Genomic DNA, 16,839 nt, shown 5'->3' with positions numbered 1-16,839 from the left:
TCTATAAATTAGTTTTGCAGTTCAAGCGTTGCGCTTGCTTATCGTTAAGTTACAGCCGTCCGAATTGCTTCAGGAATGCCATATCACTGTTATAGAAATGACGAATATCATCGATACCATACTTCAGCATCGCGATACGCTCTACCCCCATACCAAATGCGAAACCGCTGTATTTCTCAGGGTCATATCCGCCCATTTCCAGCACTTTCGGATGAACCATACCGCCGCCCAGAATTTCAAGCCATCCGGTTTGTTTACATACCCGACAGCCGCTGCCGCCGCATTGTACACAGGTTACATCCACTTCCGCACTCGGCTCGGTGAACGGGAAGAAGCTTGGACGCAAACGAATTTCCGTATGAGCACCGAACATTTCACGCACAAATTGCAGCAGGGTTCCCTTCAGGTCACTCATGCGAATGTTCTCACTGATCACCAAACCTTCAACCTGGTTGAACTGGAAGGAATGCGTAGCATCATCATCATCGCGGCGGTATACTTTACCCGGGCAAATGACTTTGACAGGCACTTCCCCTTTCATGCTCTGCATGGTCCGCACTTGAACCGGAGACGTATGGGTACGCATCAACAGGTCTTCTGTTACATAGAAGGAATCCTGCATATCGCGGGCCGGGTGGTTCTTCGGCAGGTTCAGTGCTTCAAAGTTATAGTAATCCATTTCCACTTCAGGACCTTCCGCTACGCGGTATCCCATGCCGATGAAAATATCTTCGATTTCCTGTACCACTTTGGTTAGCGGATGCAGGCCGCCTTGACGTCCACGACGTCCAGGCAGGGTCACATCAATTTTCTCGGATTGAAGGCGCTTCGCTGTCTCTTCCTTCTGGAACTGCTCCTGCTTGCTGTCGATGACTTCCTCAATGGCGCTGCGAACATCGTTGGCCACTTGCCCAATCACTGGACGTTCCTCCGCACTAAGTGCACCCATACCACGCAAAATCTCAGTCAATGCGCCCTTTTTCCCCAAATACTTTACACGCAGATCACCAAGCGTCTGCGGATCATTTACGCCGGACAACTGTTCCAGCGCTTCGATCTTCAATGCCTCTAAACGTTCTTTCATGTGTAATTGCCCCCTTTATGTGGTGTTATTGCAACAAAAAAAGGCCTTTTCTCCCCAAAAGGGACGAAAAGACCGTGGTACCACCCTTGTTAGACATCCGGCGCTGCGTAGCCCTTCCGGCCTGCAACACGTCTGTCTCACTCTGTACGGAATAACGACCGTTAACCGTTTGCCCCTACTGCTGACACTCTGCAAATGAATGCAAAGCCAAGTTCAGGGAACCGCTTCGGAGTGAATTTCGGCAGCCTTGTTCTACAGAAACGCTCTCAATCTACGGCGCTTCCTCCCTGTCCAGAGGCACTGCTTACTTGTCTCCATCATCACGTTTGTTGGTTAGTCAAACCTGTATCGACGTAATTATCGATGATCGTCCATAATTATATGCAAATTCAATCGAAATAGCAAGCCAGTCATCCATCTAATTTTTGCTCCCATCCTTCTTTTTCAGCTGTTCTAACTGCTTTTGGATTTCCCGGATCTCGGCTGCTTCAACAGCTCGTTCCTCATCAGCTCCTGGATGTGAAAATACACCTTTACCCGCATCACTCATCGGAGACAGCAACTCGGACAACCGCAATTCCAGCCGTAATCGTTCATCGTCCGAGTCCCGCTGGTCGAGCGCAGAATTTCGAAGTTTTCTTGACTGTTCCCAATCTTCAACTCCTCCTTCGAATACCGCAACCCTACCTCCCGGTTCCAGGTCAACCAAACGGTTAGCCAGCATCTTGGTCAACATTCGGTCATGAGATACAAGCACCAATGCACCCGAAGCCTGCTTTAATACATTTTCCATGACTTCCTGGGTATCGATATCCAGATAGTTCGTTGGTTCATCCAACACCAGCAAGTTGGCACCGCCAAAGTATAGTCTTAGAAACGCCACTCTGCATTTCTCTCCCATACTCAGGTCCCCGATGTGCTTGAATACATCTTCTCTGGTAAACAGAAAACATCCCAGGATGGTTCGTGCTGCGCTCTGGGTCATGGACGGGAGAGTGAGTAAACTTTCCAGCAGGGTCAAATTCTCGGGAAGTCCCTCGAGCTCTTGTGAAAAGTATCCGATCTTCAGCTGTGGGTGCCGTGTCACCTTCCCCCGCTCCGGTTCGAGCTCCCCGATCATCAGTTTAAGCAGAGTCGTCTTGCCCGTACCATTTCGCCCACGTACGGCAAGCCGATCACCACGCTCGACAGCCATTCGCAGATCGTGAAATAACGGTTTTCCTCCCGGATAAGCAAAACTGACTTCACTCAAACCAAGAAGCTGGCGTGCCGCCAGTGTGTTGACTTGCAGTTCCATGTTTAATTTTGCTGCTTCACGAGGTTTATCTACCCGCTCATTCTCCAGGCGTTCCAACTGCTTCTGTTTTGCGTGGTAACGCGAGATGTTTTTGTTGGCTTTGGCTTTGTAAAAGCTTTGGGTGATCTTCACCTCCACATCCGTTGCCGAATTGTGGGCCTTATGGAACCATTGCTGATAATTGCGAATGGTCTCTTCAAGCGCTTTTCGCTCCAGTTCCTGTTTGCGGTAAAGGCTTTCCTGCTCACGCCGCTCCCTCTCCTTGTGAACTTTGTAGTCAGAGTACCCGCCTTTATACTTGGTCAACGCTTGTGGGGTAAACTCAATGACGCCTGTTGCCACTTGATCTATAAATGTTCGGTCATGCGAAACAAAGAGCAGTGTGCCTGTATAATTAGATAGCCATTCTTCGAGCCATCGCATGCTGTCTTCATCCAGATGATTCGTCGGTTCATCCAAAATCAGAAATTTAGGCTTGCTGACCAGTAGTCCTGCCAGTCTCGCCTTGGTTTTTTGTCCACCACTCAAGGATTGATAGGGTCTGCTCCAAAATTCCGAGCTTAACCCAAGACGGGTCAGTATCTTTTCCACCTCGGTCTCCCACATGTATCCGTTCAGCTGCTCATATTGCTCTATGGCTGTGGTATAGGCTTTAAGCAGCCGCGGCTCCTCTTCACTCCCACTCCTCCCCATGCTCCGTTCCAGTTCTTCTAACTCACGTTTCACTTCATAAATCCGGCCACTTTCCTTCCGTACAGCATCCAGCACCTTCATTCCGGGTTCGATTAGGGAGCGCTGACGCATGAATCCCCACTCCTGCTGCGGAATATGGCGCTCAATGCGTCCACCACCCTCCTCTTCTCCTAGCATGATACGTAACAATGTCGTTTTCCCGCATCCATTGCGACCCAAAATGGCAAGCCGCTCACCTTCGTTAATTTCCATATTCAATCCTGTAAACAATTCCATCCCGTTCCACTCTTTTGATACTTCATGGAGGCGCACCAATGTCATCATAAGACCTCATCCTTCCTGTGTTGAAATCGAATACATCTCCAACATTGATGAGAGATCTTCTCGATAATCTCAGTCACTATTGGAGCTGCCACGGTTCACAGGAAATCCATAACGAATATTTCCTGAACAAAAAAAACCGCTGGCATCCGCCGGCGGTCTGGCAATTCAGGTTTGGAATCAAGCGTCAAAAAACGAGCATAAGATACTCCAGGCATGAAGAAATATACCCCTAAACAAGGTAAACGCAAACCACAACAAACGGCTCGCACACACACCTGATCCCATTGCTGAATTTGGACACACGAATCATCTCATTGCTCAGCCGCTGCGGCTGACTGCGTCATACACGTTCTGCAGTTACTGGGGTTCAATTCATGTGTCTTACTTCATGGGACGTGTGGTTACCTCTCATTCATGTATAGTATCAATTCTCCATTATTGTACCAGAAGATGGAGTAAATGCAAAGGTTTGAGTGGTCTAGAACAACACTGAAATTTCCATTTTCTGGACAAAAAGAAACCCCCTTGTGATTAACAAGAGGGTTTCTTAAATGAAGTTAAGCGGGTGATGGGAATCGAACCCACGCTATTAGCTTGGAAGGCTAAAGTTCTACCATTGAACTACACCCGCACGATTGATGATCGGGACGACACGATTTAAACATGTGACCCCTGGTTCCAAAACCATGTGCTCTATCAAGCTGAGCTACGTTCGTTAAGTTCCTAAGAATCTTAACATGGTTTTTACAAAAACTAATATAACATGTTCCTCCAATCCTTGCAAGTTCCATTTCCCACTTTTTCCTTGGTACATAAAAAAGACAGAAGCGATCCACGCCCCTGCCCGATGTTTATCCTGTAGGTTTATCCACATCTCGTAGAAACCGCTTCTCAAAATCGGCTGCAACGATCGGTTTACTGAAAAAGTAGCCCTGTGCTTCATGACAATGCTGATCACGAAGGAAAAGGAGTTGTGCCTCGTTCTCTACCCCTTCGGCCGTCACCTTCAATTGCAGGTGATGCGCCATGGATGTAATGGTCGATACAATCGCCGCATTGTTGCTATCCTCCATGACTTCATTGACGAATGAGCGATCAATTTTGAGCCGGTCAATCGGCAGATCCTTCAGATAATGCAGTGAGCTGTACCCTGTTCCAAAATCATCAATACTGATATGAACACCAATTTCTTTGATTTTGCGCAGCTGCTCAAACGCACGATCTTTATCAAATGTCATGCTCTCGGTAATCTCCAGTTCAAGCCAAACAGGCTCCAATCCGGTTTCCCTTAGAATACCACTGATGTTGTCCAGCAAATGGGAATGTCTGAATTGTCTCATTGAGAGGTTGACCGATACACATAGCTTGCGATACCCAGCTTCCTGCCACAGCTTGTTCTGCGCACATGCCTCCCGAAGCACCCACTCACCCAGTGGCACGATCAAACCACTTTCTTCTGCCAGAGGGATGAACTCTGCCGGGGATATCGGTCCACGCTGCGGATGCTGCCAGCGTACCAGCGCCTCCATGCCTACAATCATTCCACTTGCGAGATTAATCTGTGGCTGATATACGAGGTAGAACTGGCCCCGATCCAATGCCTTGCGCAGATCATTCTCCAGCTGCAGGCGTTCCTGTGCCTTCATCTGCATTGCATGGGCATAACGATTCAGCTCGATGCCCTGTTCCTTGGCATTATGCAGGGCTGTATCCGCATTTTGAATAATTTCCTCCGGTGATCCCCCGTCATGGGGATAGATGGCTATGCCTATGCCAAGCGTAATATGATAATCATTGCCATCAACCATAACCGGCTTTTCAAACAGCTGCAAAATCGATCTTGTTCGGCGCAGTGCATTTTCTGTGGTCCAGAAGTCCGTCATCGTGATCACAAACTCGTCCCGTCCAAGTCCATATACTTCCTCGCCCGGCAGAGAAGAATGCTTGAGTCGCTGCCCTACTTGACGAAGGACGCGGTTGGCAGCCTGCTGACCAAGAGAATCGTTAATCGTTTTGAATCGGTTAATATTCAGCACAAGCACACCGACTAGCTGTTCCTGCTCCACTGCATCGTCCAGTAACGTTCTCAGCCGTTGGGAGAGGCGGCGGCGGTTCGGCAGGCCTGTCACATCATCATGATGAGCAATATAGTTCATTTTGGCTTCAGCGGCCTGCTGTTTCAGGAACGGTGTGTCCACGACCGTTGTGTAGAGTCCTTTTTGTATAAAAAAGTAACCCATACAGTTCATCCACATTGCAAACAACAGATTCAGGTCATTCACTTCCGCAGCAGAGACCAAGTAGCCTTCTCCGTAGAAAAAACAAAGGGCTCCGCACAGGATAGAGGGAAGATCTCCATCCTTGCCCTTTTTCCATTTCAGAAACAGCACAACCGCAGTAATACCGCACAGAAGACCTGTCAAAAGGTGAATTCTCGTAAACGTTCCGCTGAGCAGACCTTCCTCGGTTAGCTTCGGCAACCAGATCCATTCCTGGACACCCAGTGTGTATAACATGATAAATGTACCCAATGTTCCACTGAACAGTAAAAATTTACGTGGTAACGCTATTTCTTTTTCTCTCACTACATAAATGAGCAGTAATCCGGCTGTACAGACCACAGAGCCAAGGGTCATCATTTTCAGCGAGAACTCTGATTCCATCATCGCTCCGCTCGGCACCTCTTCTGCATATGAAACGATATGAATCAATTCAAACAGACCAATTAATAAGAAGAGTGTTGTGATCAGGACCCTGCGCAGGGTTAGCTTTTGGGTCTGGAACAACCAGCTTTGGTTGTAAATGCCGATACAGGCTGCTGCTGCAACGAATCCGCCCAATAGCGTCAGAACCGGGTATCCGGATATGATTAGATCAGAGCTTGCAGAGGAACGATACCATTGACTTGCGAGAAAGCACAATAAGCCGCCTAGCGCGACCCAAATTACTTTTCTCTGATCTTGCGAATTTGCCTTCATGCCGTGTTTTTCCTTCCCGGGATCACCTATCCTGAATAACCTTTAGCCAGCGTTGTGACGTTCAGGTTTGAAAACTTTCATTGTTACACCATTCGACAGTGAATATTTACCAACGTTCAATTCACATGCCCATACATGCTTTCTGGTACATAATAACATTTAATTCTGCGGACGTGAACTACAAATTTAGTTTAAAATAGGAATATGTATTCATATCTGTGTAAGAAAACAAGGTACTAAGAACTAAAAAAACATGAATCTCCGCTTGGAGTCCATGTTTTTTTAGTTTACAACTGCATTTCAGACTATATTATTGATAAATCGATTGAGTCTCGTCCAGAAAAGAAAAGCGACAGTCAATTTGTGAATATTTGACCGGCAATTATTTATCGAAATTCACTTCAGGCGTTGTCAGCTTATCGTAGAAATCCACAACGTTATCCTTCTCCGATGACGAACGCAGCGCCATAGCTGAACGAGGATGCTCGTCCAATGCACCTGTGATCATGTATGGCAGGATGTAACCCCATTCTTCTTTTTCACGCAGAGGAACCATCAATTGTTCCAAAACGCCCAGAACCGGACGGAGATTGTATTTCGTTCCCTTCAGATGAGCAACAAGAAGTTCTGTTGGGCAGTTACCTGCTGCACGGCCCATACCATACACAGAAGCGTCCAGCAGTTCAACGCCTAGCTCAGCCGCCACAAGGGTGTTGGAGAACGCAAGCTGCATATTATTGTGAGTATGCACACCAAGACGTTTGTTTGGCAAATGGGTTTTAAATTTTTCTACAAGATATTTCACGTCATTATGATCAAGGCTTCCGTAGGAGTCAACAATGTACACAACGTCTACCGAGCTATCTTTGATCAATTCAAAGGCTTCGAGCAGCTCGTTTTCCATAACATTGGACAATGCCATGATGTTGAGAGTCGTTTCATATCCACGATCGTGGAATGTTTGAACAAGCGCAAGCGCCTTGTCTACATCCTTGCTGTAGCAGGCTACACGAATCAGATCCAGCATGCTCTCGCTGCGTGGCAAAATGTCATTCTCGTCCACACGTCCAACGTCAACCAGAGCAGACAATTTGGTATTTCCTTTTTGCGGGATCACTTTGCGCAGGAAATCATCATTCAGGAAACGCCAAGGTCCTGCCTCTTCGGCACCTTTCAGCAGTTTCGGCGAGTTTTTATAGCCAATTTCCATATAATCAACGCCTGCCTCATTCAATCCAGCGTACAGCTGTTGAACGAAGTCCACGCTAAAGTCCCAATTATTTACCAATCCGCCATCACGAATGGTGCAATCTACAATTTTGCAATGATTTGTCTTCATTTGTCTGCTCCTTTTCTGACCAACTTGTGTATTCCTCTCATGATACTTGAACGTGACAAGAAAAGTAAAGGGATAAACACGTTATTGGGTCTATTGGGTCTATTGGGTCTATTGGGACTTCCAGATCCGATCCATCTCGGTCATCTCGGAAGGATCCGGAGCTTTTTTTCCGTAGCGCACTGCGTTATAGGCACCAGGCAACACCTCTGAGAGTTTCCGTTCCTCTTGCTTGCCTGATGAGCGCTTATGATGAAGGATCGTCTCTGCTGCTTCCAGCGGAGTCTGCGCGCCTTCAATTTCAACCCCTCGACGTTTGGCACTATCGATCCATTTCCTGTAATAGTAACGTACACGCTCGGTTTCCTCTGATGGGGGTAATTCTTTTTTTCGAAACCAGGTTTTTCGTTCTCTCACAGGCGTTTCCAGCGTTTCACTAATATCGATGTATTCGGTTCGCGGTTCGGCACTCCGTTCCTTGGGTTCCATCATCCCCTTCAATCGGTCCATAAGACGATCTATCACCTTCCGTCCCAATTTGAAGATCAGCCATAGAATCAGAGCAGCAGATACACCTAAGACGACCCAACCCAGTATGTCCCAGAAAACAGATGGTTCTGAAGGCTCCGCCACTCTGTCCGGAAGCATTGACGGGTCAATACCAGAGATTGGTGTAATGGGCAGCTGCTGATTGGAAGATGAGCCTATTAACCCCCTGATCCATGCGAGCAGACGATCCCGTAGAGGAGCTAGCCATGCGGCAAGACTGGGAAATGCTCCAATTCCCGCAATGATAATCAACATCCATATCAACCGCTGATGATTCGATCTGGCAAACTCCCGAAGCACCATTCTTTTGCTGCCATCGTTTAGTACAGCCCTGTCCAGCTGCGAGCTGTACACGACCAGCAAACAGCCCATAAAGCTGATTAGACCTGATGCGTATAACGTTCCCACATACGGCTGCAGCGGGTAAAGAGGTTCCAGCCAGCGTGAGAAACTACTCAGTATAATGGAACCAACCACACCGAAAATCTGCCATCTCCACATCAAGGTGGAGCGAAGTGTCGGTTCGGGCGCCAAACCTATGTAGGCTGATATGATTCCCCATATAAGAGCTGTGAACAACTCCGGCAATGAAAGTCCGGCTGCCGAAGTTAATACCAAAGCGACAAGTGCTCCCAGAAGCAGAGCTGCACCTAACCGAATCCAAGTATTCATTCCCAATCGCTGAAATTTTTGTTTCAGTACCACACTTAACCCGCTTGCTAAAAAGTAAATGATCATTAATGTGTATGGCAGATAACCGGTTGCATAGAGCGAGGTCAGGGTTAGCAGCGGATACATATAAATACCTGTCAGTAGGACTGCTGACAGAGGTATTCCGAGTCTGTATCTGCTCGAAGTCGGTTCACTCATGCACTCACCGCCTTGTTGTTCTTCACGCCGCTTTGTTCCCGCTCTACAGGCAGAACAGTTACCCGATGACCTTGCTCATGCAGGCGAGCAATTTCATGCTCCATCGCAGAAGAAACATAGGATGTGATCAAAAGATAACTCCGAACTTGCTGAGCTTCCTCATTGCGCTCCACTTCATCATGCAGAAATTGCTCCATGGGAACCATGCATTTCAGCTCTGTCTCCGCCATCGCTTCCAGCAGCAGCTCCAGATGTGGGCTGCCATAATCGGGCTCAATCCGAAGCGGATCACGCCCTCCGTTTACCCGATAGCCATTATGGGCAAAACCTGCAGGCAGCCCTCTGCCGATCGCATCCACCGCAGCTGTTGCAGCATATCGCAATGCACGTTCAATCACCTCAGGCCGTGTCACCACGCTCCACATATCCGCTGATTCCTGAATGTTTACAATAATCCAGGACTGTGGATCAGCTGTCCATCCCTGCTTGTATACCTGCAGCTCACCTGTTCGTGCGCTCGCTTTCCAATGAATACGATTCATGGGGTCTCCAGCACCATAAGGACGGACACCCAGAATGAGAAATGGATCCTCCACGATCCAGCGTGACACCTCAACTTCACCTTGCCACACCTGATAGATGGCGGGCAGTTCCTCTGCATGGACCAGAGAAGGGTATACGATCATGGTCAGATGAACAGGAATGGGTTTTGAAGTGCGCCAAATGCCAAACAGATCTCCACCGGTCATTGTCACCGTGTTCAGAGTATATATACCGCGTTGAGTGCACACAAAGGGATGTTTGCGTGTGATACGCGTAAACGGTTTTAATGTAAAGATACTTTTATGATTCTGATAAATATCGCCTTGACTGATATCCATGCCTGAACCGCTGCGAAATACAAAAGAGCCAGGCATCATCGCCTCAAGTCTCAGCCAGTGAACCGAAACCCGCTTCTCATTGGCTATCGTTTCCACCATCTCCAGCTCGTCCCCTGCATAACAGCGAAGTTTGCTGAATTCACGTGTATACTTCAGTTTTCGCAATGCCGGACGTCCAAACCATATGCCTTGTAAACCAATGACAATGCTCCCGACAACGACAAGCCATAACAATGCCATACTTACCGTCCACTGGCGGTGCCAATGTTCTCCGTAGGCACTTCAGCCTGGCTCAGAATCTCCTGAATCATTCGCTCAGCCATCCCCTCCTGCTGTCGAACCCTGTTACGGAATACTAGCCGATGAGCCAACACAGGCTCAGCAAGCATCTTGATATCATCAGGCAGCACGTAGTCTCTGCCATGCAGCGCTGCCCATGCCTGACTTGCCTTCAGCAGGGCTTGGGCTCCCCTTGGGCTAACGCCAAGCGACAGCTCGGGATGTCGGCGTGTCTCTTCCGTGAGACGGATGATATATTTTAGCAGGTCTTCTTCAACCTGGACAGATTGGTATGTACGCTGAGCTTCCAGCAATTTCTCGCGACTTATAATTGATGTAAGATCGTCGACCGAACGACCGGCGACAGTACGTCTCAAAATTTCTACACTTTCGTCACTGGTCGGATAACCCATCCGAATTTTCATCATAAATCGATCCATTTGTGCCTCAGGCAGCGGGAAGGTCCCCTGGTTGTCAATCGGATTCTGGGTTGCTATGACGATAAACGGTCGCTCCAGCTGTCTCGTTGATCCATCGATACTGATCTGCCGCTCTTCCATACATTCCAGCAAGCTTGATTGGGTACGCGGTGTGGCGCGATTGATCTCATCGGCCAGCACCAGGTTCGCAAATAACGGACCGGCTCTAAACTCGAAATCCCCGGCTTTTTGGTTGTAAAAGTGAATCCCTGTTAAATCAGACGGTAACAAGTCAGGGGTGAATTGTATGCGTTGAAACGTGCAATCCAGAGATGATGCCACCGATTTCGCCAGCATCGTTTTGCCCGTACCCGGCACATCCTCAAGCAGAACGTGTCCTGATGCGATAATGGCTGTCATGATCAGTTCTATGGTTCGCTCCTTGCCTACAATAACCTGACCCACATGCTCTGTCAGATGCCTGTTCATCTGTTCCATTCCCTGAATATCCATAATGACCTTCCTTTCACAGCTATGATTATGTATCCGCATTCATCCTAACTATAACCCGAATTGTTCCCAAAAAAAACAAAAGGAATCGACGAACGCGCCGATTCCTTTCCAATGTCCTGCAGTTACACCAATGGGAGCATAATCATAAACCGGGTTCCTTCACCCTTTTTACTATCAACAGAGATCGTACCCCCATGGTTTTTGATAATACGATAACTTACAGAGAGTCCAAGACCTGTCCCGCTCTCTTTGGTTGTAAAGAATGGATCAAACAGACGTACAAGCGTGTTATGATCCATGCCTTGACCGTTATCGGCAATAGAGATCTGTGCGTATCTGTTCTCGGCTCCAGTGGAAATTCGAATCAGACCTGTATGCTCTTCACCAACGTCCTCAATAGCATCCATCGCATTTTTTACCATATTCAAAATAACCTGCTTAATCTGTTTGACATCGATGGAGACGTTCATCGGCGAGTCCCCTTCATCGAGCGTAATCTCGCAACCTTTCATCAAGCCTTCGCTTTCCGTCAGAAGGACCACTTCTTTGAGCAGAGAGTCTACAGACATAATCGTCTTCTGTGGCGCTGACGGTTTGGATGAGTTTAGAAACTCATAGATAATATCGTTCGCCCTGTCGATCTCCGTCAATATGATCCTGGCGTATTCATCTTTTCCCAATTGTAGCAAATGGGGGCGCAGCAGCTGTATAAACCCGCGGATCGCTGTCAAAGGATTGCGAATTTCATGAGCAATGGATGCCGAAATGCGCCCAAGCATGGCAAGTTTGTCATTTTGATAAGCGGTCTGTTCTATTTGTTTATAATCGGATACGTCCTTGACACTGAACAAAAAATCTCCATCCATCTGATCTCCGTACGTTACCGTGACCAGCCAGTGTCTGCCATACTCGTCAATCAGTTCATGATAGCGCTTACGGTGAAAAATGGTTTCCCGATAGATACGTAAAATTTTCTTTTTCTTGAATCGGCTCATCTGTGGATGATGCAGCATTTGCATCAGGGTGCAGCCGCTCAACAGACTTCGGGGAAGCTCCAACAATTTTGCCATTTGAACGTTAATAAACGTCAATACACCGTTGCTGTCAAACAACATAATACCACTATCCAAATGTTCCAGAACATTTTCATATTTGTTGTTATCGAGATGTACAGGCGGGAATCCGTTCGTTGGGTGAGGCACTGTGTCCTGAAATTCACTAATCATGTCAGGTTCCTCCTTTTCACGTAAATGATAAACTTGCCATTCGGACATCATATCATCACAGAAACAGGAAGGGCCGATTTTATTTTTCATTACCGGTGCCCTTTCATTGGGGGGCTGAGCCGAAAATATGGATGGCACGTCCGGAACCCTAGCTGGTCTTTTCCCGGTAACCAACAGTTGATCCGGAAAATAATATACGTTTGTTCCATTCTAACCGATCTCCTATTCCCAAACACGAACACTTTTTTTGCTCCGCCTCTTTTGCAAGTCTGTTTTTATCATAGACAAGTTTATAGAAGAGAGTCAATCGGAGAAAGTGTCGAATGGAAATTATTTTAAGAAAAACCTCGAAATAGCGTTTTCGAAAACACAAAAACGAAGCCTTTTCGCTTAAATTGCGAATCAGCTCCGTTCGTATCCGATCACGATCTATATCATGCATATTACATCTATAGCCCGCTTTTGTTATGCTGAATTTTAAGTCTGCGCTGGCTCATTACGGCTAATCGGCGTTTGAGTTCGCTCTCCCACTTCTCATCCTTCATTTCCTTGGCAAGCCTTAGCAGGTCCAAGGCCATGTCGATCTGTCGCTGCACGATGACCATTGCATCCTCGCTCTCGCGGTTTACACAATTTTCGAAGATTGCATCTTCATCCTCAGTCACATAATCCTGAAAATCAATTTCGGAAGCACCGTCACCATGCGCATATTCAGCCAAAATTTCATATTCATTTTCCACTTTGTAATGCACCTCTACCCGGTGGCATACCGGACAAAACAGCAGGGGAACATTATGAACCTGGGTGCGGTAATGCTTCAGCGTGCCCTTCGTTCCCACCATACTTGCCCCACAACAGTAACTCATTTTTGTTCACCCTCCTTATTACGTGTCGGGATCTTATATTAGAACCGGCTCTCCCGTACACTTGAAGCTTTACTGAAAAGGAATCGTTCCATCAGTGTAACACATTCATCAAAATATTATCATTGCCATGCCCCGAAATTTTTCCGGGGTTTCCATACCCTATTCGCCTTCAGGCTCTTCAATTCCTCTTTCGAGAGATGTAAAAAACCTCTCATTCCTATAATACATCATTAACACGTTTCTTACCCTGTCTAAACACCCTTGTACAGCCTCATCTTATATTGGGAAAAAGGGTGCAAAAAGCCCTCAATCCCGATAGGGATGAGGGCTTGAACAATAAACGTTCAAGTTAATCAGGCTTACAGGTTGCTGTCGCCTGGTTTCCAGTTCATTGCACACAATCCGCCGGATTGCAGAGCTTGCAGTACGCGAAGTGTTTCTTCAACACTGCGGCCTACATCGTTGTGGTTAACTACTTGATATTTCAGTTCGCCTTCTGGATCGATGATGAACAGACCGCGCAATGCAACGCCTTCTTCTTCGATCAGAACGCCGTAATCTTTAGCCACTTGCTTCGTGATGTCGGAAGCCAGTGGGAAGTTCAATTGACCCAGGCCATTGCTGTCTTTAGGTGTGTTGATCCAAGCTTTGTGGCTGTGTACTGAGTCAACGCTCACGCCAAGAATTTCAGTATCCAAAGCTTTGAATTGCTCGGAAGCATCGCTCAAAGCTGTAATTTCAGTTGGGCACACAAATGTGAAGTCCAAAGGATAAAAGAAGAATACGAGCCATTTGCCACGATAATCGGACAGTTTCACGGAACCAAAATCTTGTCCGTCTCCCGATACTGTTTCCATTGCGAAATCTGGTGCTGGTCTACCAACCAAACGTTCTGCCATAACTAAAAATTCCTCCTTTGGGATTATGTAAGCAATCCTATGGATTGCTCATCATCAAGAAAAACGCGGACGTTTTTCCTGTTATTAAAGCGGTTTGATACTTGATAACAAGTACAAGTAAAATGTTATCATCCGGACTTCTCAAAGTCAAGATTATAAACGTTATTTTTTTATAATTATTATAAATAAGAAATTTTCGTGCCAAAAAGATAAAGGGACAGCCCTCTATCTTTCCTGCTGGAAAGCTAAGGGCTGCCTGATCATGATGTCTTATTATTGCTTACGGATCGCTGCAACGATCAGATCGCCCATTTCCGTAGTGCTGATGGCTTTGCTCTTATCTACTGCAATGTCGCTCGTACGATGTCCGGCATTCAGTACCTCGGATACGGCTGCCTCGATGGCATCCGCGCCTTCGGCATAACCGAAGGTTGTACGGAACATAAGCGCTACAGACAAAATTGTTGCGATTGGATTCGCCAACCCTTGACCGGCAATATCCGGCGCCGAACCATGTACCGGCTCATACAATCCGAAGCTGCCTTCGCCCAGTGACGCAGAGGCCAGCATGCCAATCGAACCTGTCAGCATTGCTGCTTCATCACTGAGAATATCTCCAAACATATTTTCCGTTACGATAACGTCAAAGCTTGCTGGACGACGCAACAGCTGCATTGCACAGTTGTCTACGAGTACATGTTCCACTTCAACATCCGGATACTCCGGGGCTACCCGGTTAACGACTTCACGCCAGAGACGGGAGGTTTCCAGGACGTTTGCTTTGTCGACAGAAGCCAGTTTTTTGCGGCGTCCTTGAGCAATCTCAAACGCCTGACGAACGATCCGCTCCACTTCCGTTACATTATATACACAGGTGTCGACTGCTTCTTCACCCTGTGATCCTTCACGTCTGAACTTCTCCCCGAAGTAAATGCCTCCCGTCAGCTCTCGCACCACCATCAGATCTGTACCTTCCAGTACTTCAGGTTTTAAGGTGGATGCATCCTTCAGGCAGTCAAACACAACAGCTGGGCGCAAGTTGGAGAACAATCCGAGTGCTTTGCGAATTCCCAGCAAGCCCGTTTCGGGACGAAGTTCCTTGCTGTTGTTGTCCCATTTTGGACCACCAACAGCTCCGAGCAGTACTGCATCTGCGCTTTTGCAAACGCTGAGCGTCTCCTCTGGAAGTGGTGTGCCTTTCTCGTCGATGGCAATTCCGCCAAACAGTGCATGTTCAGTTTCAAAACGATATCCAAACACTTCCTCCGTGCGCTTGAGTACTCTCTCTGCTTCTGCTACAACTTCCGGACCGATTCCGTCACCTGCGATGACTGCAATTTTTTTTACGTCTGTCATGGGTTGTCCAACTCCTTCATTCATCTACGTACGTGTCATACTTAACTCTCTCTTTTGTATCATATTCAGTGGTCATTTGACCAAGATATACAATCTATGACTTTAATAGATTTTGCCTATAAGAGGGTTAGAGTCTGTTGTTCTGCTCGTCTGGCTAGGGTAAAATATAACTTGAAGTCAAATTCAGGTAACTCAGGAGGGATTGCAACCATGCAATACACGTACTTGGGAAAATCAGGTCTCAAAGTCAGCCGGATATGTCTTGGCACCATGAATTTTGGGCCTGCTACAGACGAAAAAGAAGCATTCCGCATCATGGATGCAGCACTCGATGCCGGCGTTAACTTTTTTGATACCGCTAACATTTACGGCTGGGGTGAGAATTCCGGCCTCACCGAGGAAATCATCGGACGCTGGTTCAGCCAGGGTGGCGGCAGACGTGAAAAAGTGGTACTCGCGACCAAAGTGTATGGTTCCATGCATGACGAAACAGATGGTCCCAACAACGACGCCGGCCTTTCTGCCTATAAAATCAGACGTCATCTGGAGGGTTCCCTTCGCCGCCTGCAAACGGATCATGTCGAGCTGTACCAGATGCACCATGTTGATCCGGCGGTTTCTTGGGACGAGCTGTGGGGTGCATTCGAAAATGCTGTTCATCAAGGCAAAATTGGTTATGTTGGATCAAGCAACTTCGCTGCATGGCAGATTGCGATCGCTCAAAGTGAAGCCAAAAATCGTCATTTCCTCGGCCTGGTTTCCGAGCAGCATAAATACAGTCTCAACTGCCGTTTGCCTGAACTTGAGGTGCTGCCTGCAGCCAAAGAACTGGGTCTCGGCGTGATTCCTTGGAGCCCACTTGATGGTGGCTTGCTGGGTCGCAATGCACTTCAGAAACTGGAGGGCACACGCAGTGGCGGCATCGCTGAGCATATTGAGCGTCATAAAACACAGCTTGAGGAATTTGCTGCACTGTGCCGTGATCTCGGTGAACCACAGGACACTATCGCTCTGGCCTGGGTTGCGGCCAATCCGGCCGTTACAGCACCGATCATCGGACCTCGTACGCTGGAACAATTCGAAACCGCGCTCAAATGTCTGGAAGTCACTCTGGATGAAGCGGTACTTAAACGTCTTGATGAGATTTTCCCTGGTCCGGGTGGACATGCGCCTAACGCGTATGCATGGTAATGAGAGCTAGCTAAACAATAATCCGTAATCCGTCCTAATTCATAAACCTGTTCACTTAAAGTTATAACAAAAAGTCTG

At 47.4% G+C, this 16,839-nt stretch carries 12 protein-coding genes and 1 tRNA gene; 1 reads left to right on the top strand and 12 read right to left on the bottom strand.

Going from position 1 to position 16,839, the window contains the following annotated elements:
• Positions 1-49: 49 nt before the first annotated feature.
• From pheS to leuB, 12 genes are all read right to left on the bottom strand, one after another.
• A complete protein-coding gene (gene pheS, locus HP552_RS32765) occupies positions 50-1,084 on the bottom strand; it encodes a phenylalanine--tRNA ligase subunit alpha (protein ID WP_175399507.1) in 1,035 nt (344 codons plus the stop codon).
• A gap of 418 nt (positions 1,085-1,502) precedes the next feature.
• Positions 1,503-3,398 (bottom strand): ribosomal protection-like ABC-F family protein, encoded by a 1,896-nt coding sequence (abc-f, locus tag HP552_RS32760; RefSeq protein WP_175399506.1) that lies wholly within the window; start codon positions 3,396-3,398, stop codon positions 1,503-1,505.
• A 560-nt stretch (positions 3,399-3,958) separates the two neighbouring features.
• Positions 3,959-4,029: transfer RNA gene (locus tag HP552_RS32755), tRNA-Gly, on the bottom strand.
• Positions 4,030-4,249: 220 nt separating this feature from the next.
• The gene (locus HP552_RS32750; RefSeq protein ID WP_175399505.1) at positions 4,250-6,376 is read right to left on the bottom strand and encodes a bifunctional diguanylate cyclase/phosphodiesterase; all 2,127 of its coding nucleotides are present in this window, start codon (positions 6,374-6,376) and stop codon (positions 4,250-4,252) included.
• Positions 6,377-6,758: 382 nt separating this feature from the next.
• Positions 6,759-7,715: an aldolase catalytic domain-containing protein gene (locus tag HP552_RS32745; protein ID WP_175399504.1), complete on the bottom strand. Its 957-nt coding sequence runs from the start codon at positions 7,713-7,715 to the stop codon at positions 6,759-6,761.
• A gap of 108 nt (positions 7,716-7,823) precedes the next feature.
• The gene (locus HP552_RS32740; protein ID WP_175399503.1) at positions 7,824-9,131 is read right to left on the bottom strand and encodes a DUF4129 domain-containing protein; all 1,308 of its coding nucleotides are present in this window, start codon (positions 9,129-9,131) and stop codon (positions 7,824-7,826) included.
• Complete coding sequence (locus tag HP552_RS32735; protein WP_175399502.1) at positions 9,128-10,252, bottom strand: DUF58 domain-containing protein; 1,125 nt, start codon at positions 10,250-10,252, stop codon at positions 9,128-9,130. Before HP552_RS32735 ends, HP552_RS32740 begins: the two co-directional genes overlap by 4 nt.
• Before the next feature lie 2 nt (positions 10,253-10,254).
• Positions 10,255-11,223, bottom strand: a complete 969-nt coding sequence (locus tag HP552_RS32730; RefSeq protein WP_175399501.1) for an AAA family ATPase — start codon at positions 11,221-11,223, stop codon at positions 10,255-10,257.
• 122 nt (positions 11,224-11,345) lie between these two features.
• The gene (locus HP552_RS32725) at positions 11,346-12,449 is read right to left on the bottom strand and encodes an ATP-binding protein (protein WP_175399500.1); all 1,104 of its coding nucleotides are present in this window, start codon (positions 12,447-12,449) and stop codon (positions 11,346-11,348) included.
• 449 nt (positions 12,450-12,898) lie between these two features.
• Positions 12,899-13,315: a hypothetical protein gene (locus HP552_RS32720; protein WP_175399499.1), complete on the bottom strand. Its 417-nt coding sequence runs from the start codon at positions 13,313-13,315 to the stop codon at positions 12,899-12,901.
• Between the two features lie 359 nt (positions 13,316-13,674).
• Complete coding sequence (locus tag HP552_RS32715; RefSeq protein WP_062320195.1) at positions 13,675-14,214, bottom strand: peroxiredoxin; 540 nt, start codon at positions 14,212-14,214, stop codon at positions 13,675-13,677.
• Positions 14,215-14,487: 273 nt separating this feature from the next.
• Positions 14,488-15,570 carry a 3-isopropylmalate dehydrogenase gene (gene leuB / locus HP552_RS32710; protein ID WP_175399498.1) on the bottom strand — a complete coding sequence of 361 codons (1,083 nt, stop codon included), beginning with the start codon at positions 15,568-15,570 and terminating at the stop codon, positions 14,488-14,490.
• Positions 15,571-15,780: 210 nt separating this feature from the next.
• On the opposite strand from leuB, the gene HP552_RS32705 reads away from it, so the two are divergent.
• Positions 15,781-16,761: an aldo/keto reductase gene (locus tag HP552_RS32705; RefSeq protein WP_175399497.1), complete on the top strand. Its 981-nt coding sequence runs from the start codon at positions 15,781-15,783 to the stop codon at positions 16,759-16,761.
• The last annotated feature ends 78 nt before the right edge of the window (positions 16,762-16,839 follow it).

Origin of the sequence: Paenibacillus xylanilyticus (assembly GCF_013359935.1) — a bacterium.
Taxonomy (GTDB): domain Bacteria; phylum Bacillota; class Bacilli; order Paenibacillales; family Paenibacillaceae; genus Paenibacillus; species Paenibacillus xylanilyticus.
The sequence above is the reverse complement of the archived record's forward strand: the minus strand, read 5'-3'. Positions and strand labels throughout refer to the sequence as shown.